Raw genomic sequence first — 16,258 nt, 5'->3', positions numbered from 1 at the left:
GTCCGGTCGCCGCCTGCCACGCTCCGGTGGCCGGCTCGCGTCCGCTCGCTCACGGCGTTGTCACCTCGTTGCAAATTGTCGCGCTGGGGCCTCGCGTGCCGGTCAAGTCGCCCATTCCGGCAGGGCGTGGCTGCGGATGGAGGGTAACGGCGTGGGCTCTCTCACCGCCACTGTGGCGCCGCCCACGGGCCCAAACGTTATCCCATGGTTTCGGACATTTGGGCCAATAAGCGAAACTGGATTCCGGCGCAGGCCCATCTGCCGGTTCGTCGGCGCCGGCGGGACCGCCGGCCTCTAGGGATGTTCCATGATGAGTACGGCGAAGGTCCCGGGCACCAAGGCCTCGTAGCGGTGCGGGGTGTCACCGGGGAACGTGGCGTAGTCGCCGGGGCCCAGCTCGACCATGCCTCCTTCGGGTCCCACCCGCAGCCGGCCGGCTGCGACCACCACGTGCTCGATGCTGCGAGGGGTGTGCCCCTCCGCTGCCCGGACGGCGCCCGGCTCCAGGTCGATCAGGTAGATGTCCCGACGCAGGTGCGCCGCCCCGGCGCTGAGCAGCGTGCCCGTGAAGTCGGCCTGCTCCGAGCGGACGCGTGGCCCTTCGCCGGCCCGGATCACCCGGATGGTGTCGTCGGCCGGCTCCACGAGCCGGCTGAACGGCACACCGAGCGCCACGCCGAGCGCCCAGAGGGTCTCCACGCTCGGGTTGCCGGTGCCCGACTCCAGTTGGGAGAGGGTGGACTTGGCAACGCCCGCCCGGCGGGCGAGCTCGGTCAGCGAGATGCCGACCCGTTCCCGCTCCCGGCGCAGGGCGGCGGCGATGGTGGCCAGGGGTGCGGCCGGCTCGGGAGGCATCCGTTCGCTCCATTGGATCAATGTTCGGTTTGACGAACACCGGTGAGATGTTCAGCATGGTGAACCATGCGTACGGTACAACGAACAGCGGTCGGCCGGATGCTTCGTGACGTACTGGCCCTCGGCGCGGCCATGATCGCGGTGGGTGCCTCGTTCGGAGCGGTGGCGGTCGCCGCCGGGCTGCCCGTGTGGGCCACCCTGACCATGTCCGCCGTCCTCTACGCCGGCGGCGCGCAGTTCATGGCCGTGGGCCTGGTGGCCGCCGGCAGCCCGCTGGCCGCCGTACTGGCCGGGCTGCTGCTCAACGCCCGTCACCTGCCGTTCGGCCTCGCCGTGGGCGACAGCCTCGGCCCCCGACTGCGGCACCGGCTGCTCGGCAGTCACCTGCTGACCGACGAGACGACCGCGTTCACCCTGGCCCAACCGGCCGGCGAGGCTCGGCGTCGGGCGTTCTGGCTGGCCGGCACGCTGCTCTTCGTGGCCTGGAACGTCGGCACCCTGCTCGGCGTGCTCGCCGGTGGCACGGTCGGCGACCCGGCCGCGCTCGGCCTCGACGCCGCGTTCCCGGCGGGACTGATCGCACTGCTGCTGCCGTCCCTGCGCGACCGGGACACCCGGCACGCGGCGCTGGCCGGGGCCGCGCTGGCGGTCGTCGCCACGCCGGTGCTGCCGGCCGGGCTGCCGGTGCTGCTCGCGCTCGCCGGACCGGCCGCTGTCGCCTTCCGCCGCCGGTCCACTCCGACCGACGGAGCCGGCCCACCGGCGCCTGCCGTCGTCGAGCGCACCGGGGAGATGTCGTGCTGATCGCGGTGATCCTGGCGTTGGCCGCCGGAACCTATGGCTTCCGGTTGGCCGGTGTCCTGCTGCGTGACCGGCTGGACCTGCCCGACTGGTCCCGGCGGCTGTTGCCGGTCGGCGCCGCCGCGTTGCTCGCCGCGCTGGCCGCCACCGCGGCGGTGACCGAGGCCGGGCGGTTCGCCGGCTGGGCACGACCGGCCGGGGTGCTGGTCGGCGTGCTGCTCGCCTGGCGGCGGGTGCCGTTCGTCCTGGTGGTGGTCGGCGCCGCCGCCACCACGGCGGTGCTGCGGCTGCTCGGCGTGGCCTGAGCCGGGATCAGACCTTGTCGCCGATCTTGACCTGGGGGGCCGGGGCGCGCATCCGCCGGAAGGTGATCGACCGCATGACCGCGTAGAGGTAGAGCGAACCCATCCGCTGGCCGGTCTTCGGGAAGCGCTCCCGGACCAGCTTGCCGATCTTGCGGCAGATCAGGATCGAGTCGACGACCACGCCCAGCGCCAACGCGCCCCAGAGCAGGTTGGAGATCAACCGGACCGGCGCCGGCATGGCCGCGTTCGACCCGATCAGCACGATCAGCGCGCCGCCGAAGAACCAGGTGCCGACGGTACGCCGGGAGTCGACCACGTTGCGGGCCAGCAGACGCTCCGGGCCACGGTCGCGGGGGCCGCCCTCGCGGCGGAACTCCGACGCGGCCTCGGCACGCAACTGCCGGCGACGCTCCCGCTCCTCCTCCTTCGTCAGGGGGCGGCTGGGGCCGGCCGGGCGGCGACCGACGGTCGGCCGCTTCGGCGTCTCCCGACCCTTGGCCGGGGTGTAGCCCCGGGACCGCTCGGCGGTCTCCTCGGGGGTCACCGGGGGGACGGCCTCGTCGACGAGGTCGGTGGACTTGCGGCGAAAGAGCGACGGCACGCGGCAAGGGTAGCCAACGGTTCGCGCCCGGTGCACATCGCGGTGCACCGGGCCGACGGCTCCAGGTCGCAGCGCGGTGTCAGACGCGCCGAGCTGGAGTTGTCGTAGCGAACGGAAGGTGTTCGAGGTTACGGACGCTCGGCGTGCGCGCCGAGGTCGGCGAGCTTCGCCTCGAAGTCCTCGTAGCCGCGGTTGATCAGGTCGACGCCGTACACCCGGGAGGTGCCCTCGGCCGCGAGCGCCGCGATCAGGTGGCTGAAGCCGGCCCGCAGGTCCGGGATGACCAGGTCGGCGGCGTGCAGCTTGCTCGGCCCGGCGATGACCGCCGAGTGCTTGAAGTTGCGCCGGCCGAAGCGGCACGGGGTGCCGCCGAGGCAGTCCCGGTAGACCTGGATGTTGGCGCCCATCGAGTTCAGCGCCTCGGTGTAGCCCAACCGCTGCTCGTAGACCGTCTCGTGGACGATCGACAGCCCGCGGGCCTGGGTCAGGGCCACGACCAGCGGCTGCTGCCAGTCGGTCATGAAGCCGGGGTGCACGTCGGTCTCCAGCGCCACGGCGTTCAGTTCGCCGCCCGGGTGCCAGAAGCGGATGCCACCCTCCTGGCCCAGGTCGCCCAGCTTCGGCGGCCGGGCGTCGGTGACCTCGTACTCGCCGCCGACCGACCGGAAGATGTTCAGGAAGGTCATCATGTCGGCCTGCTGCGCGCCGAGCACCTCGACGTGACCGCGGGTGGCCAGAGCGGCCGCAGCCCAGCTCGCCGCCTCGATCCGGTCCGGGATCGGTCGGTGGGTGTAGCCGTGCAGCTTCGGCACGCCCTGGATCTCGATCACCCGGTCGGTGTGGACCTTGATGATCGCGCCCATCTTCTGCAGGATGCAGATCAGGTCGATGATCTCCGGCTCCACCGCCGCGTTGCGCAGCTCGGTGACGCCCTCGGCCATCACCGCGGTCAGCAGCACCTGCTCGGTTGCGCCGACACTCGGGTACGGCAGGGCGAACTTCGTGCCGTGCAGCCCGTTCGGCGCCGACAGGTGCAGCCCCTCGGGCCGCTTGTCGACCGTGGCGCCGAACTCGCGCAGCGCCTGCAGGTGGAAGTCGATCGGCCGCGGGCCGATGTGGCAGCCGCCCAGGTCGGGGATGAACGCGTGCCCGAGCCGGTGCAGCAGTGGGCCGCAGAACAGGATCGGGATCCGGCTGGAGCCGGCGTGCACGTTGATCTGGTCGGTGCTGGCGCTCTCCACGTTCGCGGGGTCGAAGACGAGCTCGCCGTCCTCGGTGCCGTCGGTCACCTTGACGCCGTGCAGACCGAGCAGGCCCCGGACCACCTCGACGTCGCGGATCTTCGGCACGTCGAACAGCCGGCTCGGGGTGTCGCCGAGCAGCGCGGCGACCATCGCCTTCGAAACCAGGTTCTTCGCGCCGCGCACGCGGATCCGCCCTTCGAGCGGAGTGCCTCCGTGCACGACCAGGACGTCGTCGGTCAACGCAACCTCCAGCGTGTCGGTGCTGTCGTGTTGATGGTGGGGAGCGTGAACCCTGTCGCTACCCAGGATGCGGCCATACTGAAACGGCCCGCTCGCGTCGTCGCTCCGGCAGCATAGCCCTCGGTGACGAAAAAGGACTCGGTCACATCGCCGTGTGTGGCATTAATCGGTGATCCGGCACTTTTGCGTACCAAGGGCACTACCCAGCGTGATCAGACTCCGACTGGCGGCGGGGTGACCGCGCCGGGCAGGGCGAGCATCTGGTCGAGGGCCACCCGGGCGTGGTGCGCGGTGTCGGCGTCCACCGTGATCTGGTTGACCACCCGGCCGGCGACCAGTTCCTCCAGCGCCCACACCAGGTGCGGCAGGTCGATGCGATTCATCGTCGAGCAGTAGCAGACCGCCTTGTCCAGGAACATGATCTGCTTGTCCGGGTGCGCCAGCGCCAGCCGGCGGACCAGGTTCAGCTCGGTGCCGAGCGCCCAGGCCGAGCCGGCCGGGGCGGCCTCGATGGTCTTGATGATGTACTCGGTGGACCCGACGTAGTCGGAGGCCGTGACCACCTCGTGGCGGCACTCCGGGTGGACCAGCACGTCGACGCCCGGCACCCGCTCCCGCACGTCGTTGACGCTCTCCAGCGTGAACCGGCCGTGCACCGAGCAGTGCCCCCGCCAGAGGATCATCTTGGCGTCGCGCAGCTGCTCCGGGGTGAGCCCTCCGCCCGGCTTGTGCGGGTCGTAGAGCACGCAGTCGTCCAGCGACAGGCCCATCTCCAGCACCGCCGTGTTGCGGCCGAGGTGCTGGTCGGGCAGGAAGAGCACCTTCGACCCCTGCTCGAACGCCCAGTCCAGGGCGCGCTTGGCGTTGGAGGAGGTGCAGACCACGCCGCCGTGCCGGCCGACGAAGCCCTTGATGTCGGCCGAGGAGTTCATGTACGTCACCGGCACCGTCTCGCCGGCGATGCCCAGCTCGCTCAGCGTGTCCCAGGCGGCCTCGACCTGGCCCAGCACGGCCATGTCCGCCATCGAGCAGCCCGCCGCCAGGTCGGGGAGGATCACCCGCTGGGCGTCGGTGGTCAGGATGTCGGCGCTCTCGGCCATGAAGTGCACGCCGCAGAAGACGATGTACTCCGCGTCCGGACGGGCCGCGGCCTCCCGGGCGAGCTTGAACGAGTCGCCGGTCACGTCCGCGAACTGGATCACCTCGTCGCGCTGGTAGTGGTGCCCCAGCACGAAGACCTTGCTGCCCAGCTTCGCCTTCGCCGCCGTGGCGCGGGCCACCAGGTCGGGGTCGCTGGGCGCCGGCAGGTCGCCCGGACACTCGACGCCGCGCTCGGTGTCGGGGTCGCTGCCCCGGCCGAGCAGCAGCAGAGCCGTCGCCGTGTTGGAGGGTTCCACCCAGGTCGAAGTCACGTAGCCCATGGTCCCACAGCGCGAGCGCGCCGCAGCTTCCGTCGGTGTGGGCTGCCACACTGCTCGGCATGCGTGTGCTGCTCTGCCCCGACAAGTTCGCCGGCACCCTGCCCGCACCGGAGGTGGCCGCCGCGGTGGCCGCCGGGTGGCGCACCGTCGCCGACGGTGACGAGCTGCTGATCCGGCCACTCGCCGACGGTGGGCCGGGCTTCGTGGAGGTGCTCGCCGAGGCCCTCGGCGGCCGGCGGGTGCCGGTGCGGACGGTCGACCCGCTGGGCCGGCCGGCAGCCGGTGAGATCCTGATCACCGCCGACGGCACGACCGCCTACCTGGAGAGCGCCCAGGCGTGCGGGCTGCACCTGCTCGCCACCGCCGAGCGGGACCCGAAGGCCACCACGTCGTACGGGCTGGGGCTGCTGGTGGCCGCCGCGGTGGAGAGCGGGGCCCGCACGGTGGTGATCGGGCTGGGCGGCTCCGGCACCAACGACGCCGGCGCCGGCATGCTGGCCGCGCTCGGCGTGACCCCGCTCGACGCCGCCGGGGCGGCACTGCCGTACGGCGGGGCCGCGCTGACCGCGGTCGCGGCGCTGGACGGCGCCGCCCGGCTGCGCGGCGCCCGGCTGGTCGCCGCCACCGACGTGGACAACCCACTGCTCGGCCTGCACGGCGCGAGCAACGTGTTCGGCCCGCAGAAGGGCGCCGACCGGGCCGACGTGCTGCTGCTCGACGCCGCGCTGGAGCGCTTCGCGGCGGTGCTGGAGCGGGACCTGCCCGGCTGCCCGGCGGGCCTCGGCGCGCTGCCCGGCGGGGGTGCGGCCGGCGGCATCGGTGCGACCATCCTCGCCCTGGGCGGGGGCTGCGAGTCGGGCATCGGCCTGGTCACCAGGGCCACCAGGCTGGACGCCGCGCTCGACACCGCCGACCTGGTGATCACCGGCGAGGGGTCCTTCGACCACCAGTCGCTGCGCGGCAAGGTGGTCGCCGGGGTGGCCGGGGCCGCCCGGGACCGGGGGGTCCCCTGCGTGGTGGTGGCGGGGCAGGTGAGCACCGGCCGGCGGGAGGCCGCCGCGGCGGGGGTGACCGACGCGTACAGCCTGGTCGAGCACTTCGGCGGGGAGGAGGGCGGCGGGCTCACCGCCGCGATGAGCCGACCGGCCGACGGGCTGCGCGAGCTGGGCGCCCGGCTGGCCCGGCAGTGGAGCCGCTGAGCGCTCCGGCCGCGCGGGGAGCGTGGCCGCGACCGGGCCGACCTGCGGCGGGGGTCACGCCACGCGGGTGCGTCCGGCCCGGGCGGCGTACGATCGGACCTGGACCACAACCGGGAATCACTGGACGGCGCGCGGCGTTGGCCAGTGCGTCCGGACCCATACCGCGCAGGGAGACTTCCACGTGACCACGCCAGCGCAGACCGAGTCGACCGAGGCCAAGGCCCCTACTTCCGTCGTCCTCACCGACGTCGCGGCGCAGAAGGTCAAGGCCCTGATCGAGCAGGAGGGCCGCGACGACCTGCGGCTCCGCGTCGCGGTGCAGCCGGGTGGCTGCTCCGGCCTGCGGTACCAGCTCTTCTTCGACGAGCGTTCGCTCGACGGTGACGTCGTCACCGATTTCGGTGGCGTCGAGGTCGTCGTCGACCGGATGAGCGCCCCGTACCTGTCCGGCGCGACGATCGACTTCGCCGACCGGATCGACGCTCAGGGCTTCACCATCGACAACCCCAACGCGGGCAACTCCTGCGCCTGCGGTGACTCGTTCAACTGAGTCACGCCACGCACCAACGACGACGGGGCCGTCCTTCGGGACGGCCCCGTCGTCGTTGTGCAAGCGGTGACCAGCGGGGATGGGAGCGGTCCCGGGACGGCGCTGGGTGCGCGGTTACTCGCAGGTTGCCGTAGTCCGACCGAGCGGACACTGCCGGGTGGCCGGGCCGGTAGGCTGACCGCGCCCTGCTCCCGACCCCGAGGGTTGACATGAAGATCGCCGTGACCGGCTCGATCGCCACCGATCACCTGATGAGCTTCCCCGGTCGCTTCGCCGACCAGCTCATCGCCGATCAGCTGCACAAGGTGTCCCTCTCGTTCCTGGTGGACGACCTGGTGCTCCGCCGCGGCGGCGTGGCGGCGAACATCGCCTTCGGCATGGGACAGCTCGGGCTGCGTCCGGTGCTGCTCGGCGCGGTGGGTGCCGACTTCGCCGACTACCGCTCGTGGCTGGAGCGGCACGGCGTGGACTGCGACTCGGTGCACATCAGCGAGGTCGCCCACACCGCGCGGTTCGTCTGCACCACCGACACCGACATGTGCCAGATCGCGTCGTTCTACGCCGGCGCGATGAGTGAGGCCCGCAACATCGAGCTGGCTCCGGTCGCCGACCGGCTCGGCGGCCTGGACCTGGTGCTGGTCAGCGCCAACGACCCGGAGGCGATGCTGCGCCACTCGGCCGAGTGCCGTGACCGTGGGTACGCGTTCGCCGCCGACCCCTCGCAGCAGCTCGCCCGGATGCCGGGGGAGGACGTGGTGGCGCTGATCGAGGGCGCCGAGTACCTGATGACCAACGACTACGAGAAGTCGCTGCTGCAGAGCAAGGCCGGGCTGAGCGACGACCAGCTGCTCGACCTGGTCAAGGTGCGGGTCACCACGTTGGGCAAGCACGGTGTGGAGATCGCGGGCCGCGGCATCGACCCGATCCACGTGCCGATCGCGCGGGAGATCCGCGCGGTCGACCCGACCGGTGTGGGCGACGGTTTCCGGGCCGGCTTCTTCACCGCGCTCTCGTGGGGGCTCGGCCTGGAGCGGGCCGCCCAGGTCGGCTCCCTGCTGGCCACGCTGGTCCTGGAGACCGTCGGCACCCAGGAGTACGACGTCCGCCGCGACCTGTTCGTGAAGCGCCTCGCCGAGTCCTACGGCGACACGGCCGCCGACGAGATCCGCCCGCACCTCCTGCCGTGAGTGACCTCCTGCTCTACGGTCGGCCTTCCTGATCGTTGGACGCTCAGCAGCGCGACACGCCGTGACAGAGACCGCTGAGCCTCCAACGATCAAGAGCAGCGCATCGTCGCAGGCACGGAGCAGACGTCAGTGGGCGCGCCGGATGTCGTAGGCGGGGCCGTCGGGGCCGGTGATGGCGGCGACGAACTCCTGGCCGCGCATCCGGCACCAGGCGGGGATGTCCACCGCCGCGGCGGGGTCGTCGGCGAGCACCCGGACCACCGTGCCGACCGGCACCTCGGGCATCCGTCGGGCCGCCGCGATCACCGGCAGCGGGCAGCGCTGGCCACGGCAGTCGAGCACCTCGTCCGGCATCGTCACAGCCCCACCACCCCCGCCTCGGCGCGCAGCCCGGCGACGATGCCGGGCAGTTCGGCGAGGAACCGCTCCACGTCCGCCTCGGTGGTCTCCCGGTGCAGGCTGACCCGGACGTTGCCGTGCGAGAGCACCCCCATGGCCTCCAGCACGTGCGACGGGCGCAGCGTCGACGAGGTGCAGGACGAGCCGGACGACACGGCGAAGCCGCGCCTGTCCAGCGCGTGCAGCAGCGCCTCGCCGTCGACGTACAGGCAGGAGAAGGTCACCAGGTGGGGGAGCCGGTGCACCGGGTCGCCGACCACCTCCACGTCGGGCACCTCCACGGCGACCCGCGCCCGGATCCGGTCCACCAGCGGCGCCAGCCGGCTCTCCTGCGCCGCGGCGTCGGCCGCCGCCGCGCGCAGGCTCGCCGCCGCAGCCACCACCGCGGGCAGGTTCACCGCGCCGGGGGTACGTCCGCCCTCCCGCTCGTCGGCCGGCCAGGGTGACTCCCAGCGGGTGCCCTTGCGGACCGCCAGCACCCCCACCCCGGGAGGGCCGCCCCACTTGTGCGCGCTGGCGCTGAGCACCGACCAGCCGGCCGGCAGGGGCACACGCCCGACCGACTGCGCTGCGTCGACGTACAGCGGCACCCCGGCGTCGGCGCACGCGGCGGCCGCCTCGACGACCGGTTGCACGGTGCCCACCTCGTGACTGGCGGTGATCAGGGCGGCCAGCGCGACGCCGGGGGCCCGGACCGCGTCCGACCAGGCGGTCAGGTCCAGCCGGCCCAGCCGGTCGACGGGCACCGCGTCGGCGGTGCCGCCGGTCGCGACGTGCCGCTCCGCGGCGTGCAGCACCGCCGAGTGCTCGATCGCCGAGTGCACCAGCGTCGACCCGACCCGGTGCCGCGCGGCCAGGCCACCGAGCACCGCGCCGTGCGCTGCCGCCGTACCGCTGGGGGTGAAGGACAGCTCGTCGGCGCGCACGCCGAGCGTCTGCGCGGTGGCCTCGCGGGCGGCGTCGAGCAGTTGCCGGGCACGTCGGGCCTGGGTGTAGAGCTTGCCGGGGTCGGCCCAGCCGTCGTCGAGGGCGGCCAGCAGTGCCTGCCGGGCCACTGGATGCAGCGGCGCGGCGGTCGCCGCGTCCAGGTAGACCGGGGATGCGCTCACGGTGCCGCCTTCTGTTCGCGACTGCGGGGCTCGCTCACGGATCCCAACGCTATCGCGGCGGTATGCCCCGGATCCCCCCGATGGGGGCGGACAGTGACCCCACCACGGCCGAGGCCGTCATGGTCGAGTAATCTGCGACCGTCGGTGACGCCTTTGCCGCCGGTGCTGAGGAAAGACGCACCGCGGCGCGCTAGGGAGGCAGGACCAGGTGGTCGCAAGGAGTTCGGAGGTACGGTCGTCGGCCGTACGGCACAGCGCTTCCCCGGGGGTCGGTGGACGCCGGCGGCGCGGTGCCGGCCGGGTGGCCGGTCTCGGTCTCGGTGGTGTGGCGCTGCTGGTGCTGCTCACGGGCTGTGACGTCGGTGCGGCTTTCGACGGCTTCGGCTGGCCGCAGGGCGGCATCTCGGCCGAGTCCCGGCGGATGTACGACCTGTGGATCGCCTCCTGCATCGCCGCCCTCGCGGTCGGCGTCTTCGTGTGGGGCCTGATCTTCTGGTGTGTCGTGCGTTACCGCAAGCGTGGCAACGCGCTGCCGGTGCAGACCCGCTACAACATGCCGATGGAGTTCCTCTACACCATCGCGCCGATCCTGATCGTCTCGGTGCTCTTCTACTACACGGCGATCGTGCAGACCGACGTGAACAAGGTGTCGAAGAACCCGGACGTCATCGTCGAGGTCGTCGCGTTCAAGTGGAACTGGCAGTTCAACTACCGCGACGGGCAGGGCGCGGACGCCCGCACCACCGCGTCCACGCTCGGCACGAGCGAGGTCATCCCGGTACTGGTGCTCCCGACCAACCGGTCCATCCGGTTCGAGGAGACCAGCCGCGACGTCATCCACTCGTTCTGGGTGCCGGAGCTGCTGTTCAAGCGGGACGTCATGCCGGGCAAGATCCGCAACGTGTTCGAGGTCTCCAGTCTGGAGACCGAGGGTGCCTACGTCGGCCGCTGCGCCGAGCTGTGCGGCAGCTACCACGCGTTCATGAACTTCGAGCTGCGGGTGGTCTCGCCGGAGCAGTACGACCAGTTCCTGGCGGCCAAGCAGAGCGGCAAGTCCACGCAGGACGCGCTGACCGAGATCGGTGAGAAGCCGTACGCGGAGACCACGCAGCCGTTCGAGACCCGGCGGACGCAGAGCAACTTCAACCCGGACAACATTCCGGCCGGTACGGGAAGCTGAGGCAGCGGCATGAAGACCGAATGGCGTATCTTCCTGATCATCGCCGCGTTCCTGGCCGGCGCGACGATCCTCTACGGCGCCTGGACCGCGGGTGAGTCCGGCGCTGTCGAGTGGGTGGGCACGGTCGCGCTGCTGCTGTCCTTCCTGCTCTGCACGATGTGTGGCGGCTTCTTCTGGTTCGTGTCCCGCCGCATCGACCTGCGGCCGGAGGACCGGCCGGACGCCGAGATCGCTGACGGCGCCGGTGAGGTCGGCTTCTTCAGCCCGGGCAGCTACTGGCCGTTCGGTCTGGCGCTGGCCGCCGCGATCGCCGGCATGGGCCTGGTGTTCTGGCAGTTGTGGCTGGTCGGCGCCGGTATGGTGGCGGTCGTCTTCGCCGCCTGCGGCCTGCTGTTCGAGTACTACACCGGCACCCGGCGCACCGCCGAGCACTGATCCGACCGGTCGCCGTGGCGGCCGACCCGTATCACCACGAAGGCCCGTCCCCCCGTGGGGGAGCGGGCCTTCGTCGTCGTCCGGGAGCCCTGGCTCTCCGGCCGCTGTCGTGGCTCAGGCGGCGCGGCGGCGGGTGGGCTGGCGGCGTCTGCGGTCGGCCAGTCGGGTGACGCCGAAGGTGAACGTGGCGATCACCACGGCGGCGCCGCAGCCGGTGCAGACCAGCTCGGGACAGTCGGCGCCGTGGCCGTCGGCGCAGGGCGGCGCCTCGAACGGTGCCACGCCCTCGCAGACGTCGCAGTAGAGCTCGCGGTCCGACACGGGCGTCTCCTCTCATTACGGGCGGGCCGCCCCCGGAGGCCACAACGGCGCGTAACGGAAGCGGAGAACTACTCGACTGTAGTTTCGCACCCGGGTCCGACATTTCCGCGTGCTCCGCCCAGCAGCAGCCGGCGGGCAGGCACGCGGGTCGGGTCAGGCCGTGGTGGCGGTCTCGATCCAGCGGTCGAGGGTGGCGGCCGCCGCGCCGGAGTCGATCGCCTCGGCCGCGCGGTCCAGGCCCGCGCGCAGCGCCTCGGTCAGGTCGCCGTCGAGCGGGCCCTGCGTGGCCAGCGCCGCCGCGGCGTTGACCAGCACCGCGTCCCGCACCGGGCCGGTCTCGCCGGCCAGCAGGCGACGGGCCACGCCGGCGTTGTACGCCGCGTCACCGCCGCGCAGGTCGCTGAGGGTGGACCGGGGCACCCCCAGGTCCGTCGCGTCCAGCACGGCCTCGCGTACGGTGCCGCCCTGTGCCGCCCAGACCCGGGTCGGTGCGGCCGTGGTGAACTCGTCCAGCCCGTCCTCGCCGCGCATCACGATCGCCGAGTCGCCGCGGCCGGCGAAGACGCTGGCCATCACCGGGGCCATCCGGGCGTCGAAGCAGCCGACCGCGCCGGCGCGGGGGCGGGCCGGGTTGGTCAGCGGGCCGAGAAAGTTGAAGAAGGTGGGCACGCCCACCTCGCGACGGACCGGGCCGGCGTGCCGCATGCCGGGGTGGAACCGGGCCGCGAAGCAGAACCCGATGCCCGCCTCCTCGACACAGCGGGCGACCTGCTCGGGGCCCAGGTCCAGCGGGATGCCGAGGAACTCCAGCAGGTCGGCGGTGCCGCACAGCGAGGAGGCGGCCCGGTTGCCGTGCTTCACGACGCGGACGCCCGCGCCGGCGACCACCAGCGCCGTCATCGTGGAGATGTTGACCGTGTGGGCGAGGTCACCGCCGGTGCCGACCACGTCGAGCGCGGTGCGGCGCAGCTCCTCGGGGAGCACCACCGGGACCGAGCGAGCAAGCATCGCCTCCACCAGGCCGGCCAACTCGGCCGGGGTCTCACCCTTGGCCCGCAACGCCACGGCGAAGCCGGCGATCTGCGCCGCGCTCGCCGAGCCGGCCATGATCTCGCCCATCGCCCAGGCGGTGTCGGCGGTGGACAGCTCGTCGCCGCGCAGCAGCGCGTTGAGCAGGTGCGGCCAGGTCCGATCGCCCATGGCGGGCCTCCCGAGCGTACGAAGTGCGGGTGGGCTGGAACCGGCGCCGACTTCTCCGGCGCCGTGGCGGTGCCGGGATGCGGGGGACGTCAGGCGGGTGCGTGCGTCCGCAGCAGCTCGGCCACCGTGCTGCCGGTGGTCACCGGGTCGAGCGGGTGCACCAGCGTCGCGTCGACCTCGGCGTACGCGGCGAGCCATCGGTCGGCGGCACGGGCGATCACCACGCAGGTCGGGGGAGCGTCGTCCCGGTCGTCCTTGATCTGCCGGGCGATGCCGATGCCGCCGCCCGGGCTGGCCTCGCCGTCGAGCAGCAGCAGGTCGATCTCGTAGTCGTCGACGAGCCGGATGGTCTCGGCGTAGGTCGACGCGTCGACGAACTCGATCTGCAGCCCGGGCGCGGGCCGGGTGCCGACGGCCAGCCGCATCCGGTCACGGACCTGCGGGTCGTCGCTGTAGAGCAGGACGGTGCACTGACGATCGCTCATGGCTGGACTGGCTCCCACCTCGTAGCTGCCCGCCGATCGTACCGGTCGACGTGACGCAGTCGACATCCCGCCCGTCGCCGGGTGTCCGGCGTACCGTCGGCGCAGCTCAGGCGGCCGCGGCGTCGGCGGCGCGTTCGCGCGCCTCCTGGCGGTCCAGCTCGCGGTCGACCCGGCGGGCCTCCCGCTCGGACTGCTTGACCCACTGCACGACCAGCACCGCGAGCATCGTCACACTGACGAACTCGCCTCCGGCCCAGAGGATGCCGCCGGCGAGCACCTGGTCAGCCCAGGGGTCGGCCCAGCCCAGGTTGAGCGAGGGGTACCAGTCGCCGCCGAAGAGCGTGCTGCTCTGCATGATGGTGAGCCCGAGCACGGTGTGGAACGGCACGGAGAGCAGCATCAGCAGCGCCCGCGCCGGGTACGGCCAGCGGCCGGGCAGCGGGTCGAGGCCGAGCAGCGGCCAGAAGAACACGCAGCCGGTCATGATGAAGTGCGCGTGCACCAGCTCGTGCGCCCAGGCGTGTTCCAAGGTGAAGCGGTACAGGTCGCTGAAGTACAGCGCGAACGGGTTGACCACGAAGATGGCGAACGCCACCAGCGGGAAGCTGTAGACCCGGGCGACGCGGCTGTGCACGATCGCCAGCAGGCGCTTGCGCGGCCGGAGCGGGAGGGTCCGCAGCGCCAGCGTCATGGGCGCACCCAGCGCGAGGAAGATCGGCGCCACCATGGAGAGCACCATGTGCTGGATCATGTGCACCGACAGCAGCGCGGTGTCGTACGCGTGCAGTCCGCTCACCGTGACCAGCGCGATGCCGCCGAGGCCGGGGCCGAGGAAGAACACCGTCCGGGAGATGGGCCAGCGGTCGCCGCGCAGGCGCAGCCGGTACACCCCGTAGAGGTAGAGGCCGGCGGCGAGCACCAGGCCGAGGGCCAGCCAGCTGTCCAGCCGGGTCTCGGTCAGCACCGTGCCGACGGTGAACGGGGGCGGGGTCGCCTCACCCCCGGCGGCCAGCGCCGGGGTGCCCGCGAGCACCGCGGCCGGGACGGCCGAGGTCGCGGCGAGGATCGGATCGACGTGCAGCACGCTTTTCAGGCTAGGCCAGGCGAACCGGACCCTGACGCCCGGGCCACGGAAGGCGCAGGTTTGCCACCCCGCTGATCGCCGGCCCCGGTCAGGGGCAATAATGACGGCGTGACTGCGGCCCCAGCCATTGACAAGAGCCGGATCCACTCCCTGACCCGACCCAACATGGTCAGCGTCGGGACGATCGTGTGGCTCTCCAGCGAACTTATGTTCTTCGCGGCGCTGTTCGCGATGTACTTCTCCATCCGCGCGGCTGCGCCGGAGCAGTGGGAGAAGCACACCGAGCACCTGAACATCCCGTACGCGACCACCTTCACCGTGATCCTGGTGCTCTCGTCGGTGACGTGCCAGCTCGGCGTCTTCGCCGCGGAGAAGGGCGACGTGCACGCGCTGCGGCGTTGGTTCACCATCACCTTCGTGATGGGTCTGATCTTCGTGCTCGGCCAGCTCAACGAGTACCGCACGCTGGTGCACGAGGGCGTCAAGATCAACGAAGACGGCTACGGCTCGATGTTCTACCTGACCACCGGCTTCCACGGCCTGCACGTGACCGGCGGTCTGGTCGCCTTCATCATCTTCATGATCCGTACGACCATGGGCCGGTTCACGCCGGCGCAGGCGACCTCAGCGATCGTCGTGTCGTACTACTGGCACTTCGTCGACGTCGTGTGGATCGGGCTGTACGCCATGATCTACTGGCTTCAGTGATCTTGGCGCGTCACGAACCGCGCCGCTGCTCCGTCCCCTGAGACAAGGTCCAACCGGTTAAGGACACAGCTCATGACTTCTGACAACGACCGCCGACGCGGTCTGCTCGCGCGGTTGCGCGGGCGGCCCGCCGCGCGCAGCAGGGGCCGCCGCCGGCTGGGTGCCGCGGTCCGGCTGTTCGCCGCGCTGATGCTCGCCGGCGGCGCCTACACCGTCTTCGCCCCCGGCGCGCAGGCGCAGGACAACCCGCCGCTGACCGGTGCCGCCGCCGAGGGCAAGGCGCTGTTCGACGTGAGCTGTGTGACCTGCCACGGACGCAACGCCCAGGGCGTCGAGGGTCGCGGGCCGAGCCTGATCGGCGTCGGCGCGGCCTCGGTCGAGTTCCAGGTCAGCTCCGGCCGGATGCCGATGGCCCGGCAGGAGGCCCAGGCGCACCGCAAGCCCCCGCTCTTCACCGACGAGCAGACCCGCCAGCTGGCCCAGTACATCCAGGAACTCGGCGGCGGCCCGATCGTGCCGGAGGGTGACAACCTCCACGAGGACGCCAACATCGCCGCCGGCGGTGAGCTGTTCCGGATCAACTGCTCGCAGTGCCACGCCTTCGGCGGTGGCGGCGGCGCGCTCTCCTCGGGCAAGTTCGCCCCGAGCCTGCGTCCGGCCAGCGACCGGCAGATCTACGCGGCGATGCTGAGCGGCCCGCAGAACATGCCGGTGTTCGGCGACAACCAGCTTCGGCCGGAGCAGAAGGCCGACATCATCGCCTACATCCAGGAGACGCTGAAGCACGACCAGGACCCGGGTGGGTTCAACCTCGGCCGGTACGGGCCGTCCACCGAGGGTCTGGCGATCTTCCTGGTTGGCATCGTGGCGCTCGTCTTCGCTAGCCTGTGGATTGCGGGCAAGTCGTGACCGAGCGGATCATCCGATTCAGTGC

The 16,258-nt window shown here is 72.1% G+C and carries 19 protein-coding genes; 9 read left to right on the top strand and 10 right to left on the bottom strand.

Going from position 1 to position 16,258, the window contains the following annotated elements; all coding sequences use genetic code 11:
* Positions 1-294: 294 nt before the first annotated feature.
* Positions 295-855 carry a helix-turn-helix domain-containing protein gene (locus tag ACTWLT_RS22885; protein WP_252419581.1) on the bottom strand — a complete coding sequence of 187 codons (561 nt, stop codon included), beginning with the start codon at positions 853-855 and terminating at the stop codon, positions 295-297.
* Between the two features lie 99 nt (positions 856-954).
* Between ACTWLT_RS22885 and ACTWLT_RS22880 the strand changes: the two genes are divergently transcribed.
* Both ACTWLT_RS22880 and ACTWLT_RS22875 read left to right on the top strand, forming a co-directional pair.
* On the top strand, positions 955-1,659 hold the full coding sequence (locus tag ACTWLT_RS22880) for an AzlC family ABC transporter permease (protein ID WP_445320149.1): 705 nt from the start codon (positions 955-957) through the stop codon (positions 1,657-1,659).
* The gene (locus ACTWLT_RS22875; protein ID WP_252419583.1) at positions 1,653-1,961 is read left to right on the top strand and encodes a branched-chain amino acid transport AzlD family protein; all 309 of its coding nucleotides are present in this window, start codon (positions 1,653-1,655) and stop codon (positions 1,959-1,961) included. The genes ACTWLT_RS22880 and ACTWLT_RS22875 overlap by 7 nt, the downstream gene beginning before the upstream one ends.
* Positions 1,962-1,968: 7 nt before the next feature.
* On the opposite strand, the gene ACTWLT_RS22870 is transcribed toward ACTWLT_RS22875, so the two are convergent.
* From ACTWLT_RS22870 to nadA, 3 genes are all read right to left on the bottom strand, one after another.
* Positions 1,969-2,562 (bottom strand): DUF3043 domain-containing protein, encoded by a 594-nt coding sequence (locus ACTWLT_RS22870; protein WP_252419584.1) that lies wholly within the window; start codon positions 2,560-2,562, stop codon positions 1,969-1,971.
* A 128-nt stretch (positions 2,563-2,690) separates the two neighbouring features.
* Positions 2,691-4,046, bottom strand: a complete 1,356-nt coding sequence (gene murA / locus ACTWLT_RS22865; RefSeq protein ID WP_308209598.1) for a UDP-N-acetylglucosamine 1-carboxyvinyltransferase — start codon at positions 4,044-4,046, stop codon at positions 2,691-2,693.
* Positions 4,047-4,258: 212 nt separating this feature from the next.
* Entirely contained in the window at positions 4,259-5,458 is a 1,200-nt protein-coding gene (gene nadA / locus ACTWLT_RS22860; RefSeq protein WP_445320148.1) for a quinolinate synthase NadA, read from the bottom strand.
* A gap of 68 nt (positions 5,459-5,526) precedes the next feature.
* Between nadA and ACTWLT_RS22855 the strand changes: the two genes are divergently transcribed.
* The 3 genes from ACTWLT_RS22855 (at position 5,527) to ACTWLT_RS22845 (ending at position 8,403) form a co-directional block, all read left to right on the top strand.
* On the top strand, positions 5,527-6,666 hold the full coding sequence (locus ACTWLT_RS22855) for a glycerate kinase family protein (RefSeq protein ID WP_445320147.1): 1,140 nt from the start codon (positions 5,527-5,529) through the stop codon (positions 6,664-6,666).
* Positions 6,667-6,847: 181 nt separating this feature from the next.
* Positions 6,848-7,216, top strand: a complete 369-nt coding sequence (erpA, locus tag ACTWLT_RS22850; RefSeq protein ID WP_074313193.1) for an iron-sulfur cluster insertion protein ErpA — start codon at positions 6,848-6,850, stop codon at positions 7,214-7,216.
* Between the two features lie 209 nt (positions 7,217-7,425).
* Positions 7,426-8,403 carry a carbohydrate kinase family protein gene (locus ACTWLT_RS22845; RefSeq protein WP_252419587.1) on the top strand — a complete coding sequence of 326 codons (978 nt, stop codon included), beginning with the start codon at positions 7,426-7,428 and terminating at the stop codon, positions 8,401-8,403.
* Positions 8,404-8,529: 126 nt separating this feature from the next.
* On the opposite strand, the gene ACTWLT_RS22840 is transcribed toward ACTWLT_RS22845, so the two are convergent.
* Together ACTWLT_RS22840 and ACTWLT_RS22835 are read right to left on the bottom strand one after the other, a co-directional pair.
* Positions 8,530-8,763: a sulfurtransferase TusA family protein gene (locus ACTWLT_RS22840; RefSeq protein ID WP_109820182.1), complete on the bottom strand. Its 234-nt coding sequence runs from the start codon at positions 8,761-8,763 to the stop codon at positions 8,530-8,532.
* Positions 8,760-9,911, bottom strand: a complete 1,152-nt coding sequence (locus ACTWLT_RS22835) for a cysteine desulfurase family protein (protein ID WP_445320146.1) — start codon at positions 9,909-9,911, stop codon at positions 8,760-8,762. Before ACTWLT_RS22835 ends, ACTWLT_RS22840 begins: the two co-directional genes overlap by 4 nt.
* Before the next feature lie 208 nt (positions 9,912-10,119).
* Between ACTWLT_RS22835 and ctaC the strand changes: the two genes are divergently transcribed.
* Entirely contained in the window at positions 10,120-11,091 is a 972-nt protein-coding gene (ctaC, locus tag ACTWLT_RS22830) for an aa3-type cytochrome oxidase subunit II (protein ID WP_252419589.1), read from the top strand.
* Between the two features lie 9 nt (positions 11,092-11,100).
* Positions 11,101-11,526: a cytochrome c oxidase subunit 4 gene (locus ACTWLT_RS22825; RefSeq protein WP_252419590.1), complete on the top strand. Its 426-nt coding sequence runs from the start codon at positions 11,101-11,103 to the stop codon at positions 11,524-11,526.
* A gap of 114 nt (positions 11,527-11,640) precedes the next feature.
* Here the strand turns inward: ACTWLT_RS22825 and ACTWLT_RS22820 are convergent, their stop codons facing one another.
* The 4 genes from ACTWLT_RS22820 to ACTWLT_RS22805 all read right to left on the bottom strand — a co-directional run bounded on the left by ACTWLT_RS22820 (position 11,641) and on the right by ACTWLT_RS22805 (position 14,616).
* Positions 11,641-11,847 (bottom strand): hypothetical protein, encoded by a 207-nt coding sequence (locus ACTWLT_RS22820; RefSeq protein ID WP_445320145.1) that lies wholly within the window; start codon positions 11,845-11,847, stop codon positions 11,641-11,643.
* A gap of 153 nt (positions 11,848-12,000) precedes the next feature.
* Positions 12,001-13,047, bottom strand: a complete 1,047-nt coding sequence (gene trpD / locus ACTWLT_RS22815; protein ID WP_252419592.1) for an anthranilate phosphoribosyltransferase — start codon at positions 13,045-13,047, stop codon at positions 12,001-12,003.
* Positions 13,048-13,136: 89 nt separating this feature from the next.
* A complete protein-coding gene (locus ACTWLT_RS22810; protein ID WP_252419593.1) occupies positions 13,137-13,532 on the bottom strand; it encodes a response regulator in 396 nt (131 codons plus the stop codon).
* Between the two features lie 106 nt (positions 13,533-13,638).
* A complete protein-coding gene (locus ACTWLT_RS22805; RefSeq protein WP_445320144.1) occupies positions 13,639-14,616 on the bottom strand; it encodes a cytochrome c oxidase assembly protein in 978 nt (325 codons plus the stop codon).
* Positions 14,617-14,724: 108 nt separating this feature from the next.
* Between ACTWLT_RS22805 and ctaE the strand changes: the two genes are divergently transcribed.
* Together ctaE and qcrC are read left to right on the top strand one after the other, a co-directional pair.
* Entirely contained in the window at positions 14,725-15,324 is a 600-nt protein-coding gene (gene ctaE, locus ACTWLT_RS22800) for an aa3-type cytochrome oxidase subunit III (protein WP_252419595.1), read from the top strand.
* Between the two features lie 72 nt (positions 15,325-15,396).
* Positions 15,397-16,233 carry a cytochrome bc1 complex diheme cytochrome c subunit gene (gene qcrC, locus ACTWLT_RS22795; protein ID WP_445320143.1) on the top strand — a complete coding sequence of 279 codons (837 nt, stop codon included), beginning with the start codon at positions 15,397-15,399 and terminating at the stop codon, positions 16,231-16,233.
* The last annotated feature ends 25 nt before the right edge of the window (positions 16,234-16,258 follow it).

The organism is Micromonospora yongxingensis, from assembly GCF_052601155.1.
This window is presented reverse-complemented; position numbering and strand designations above follow the sequence as displayed.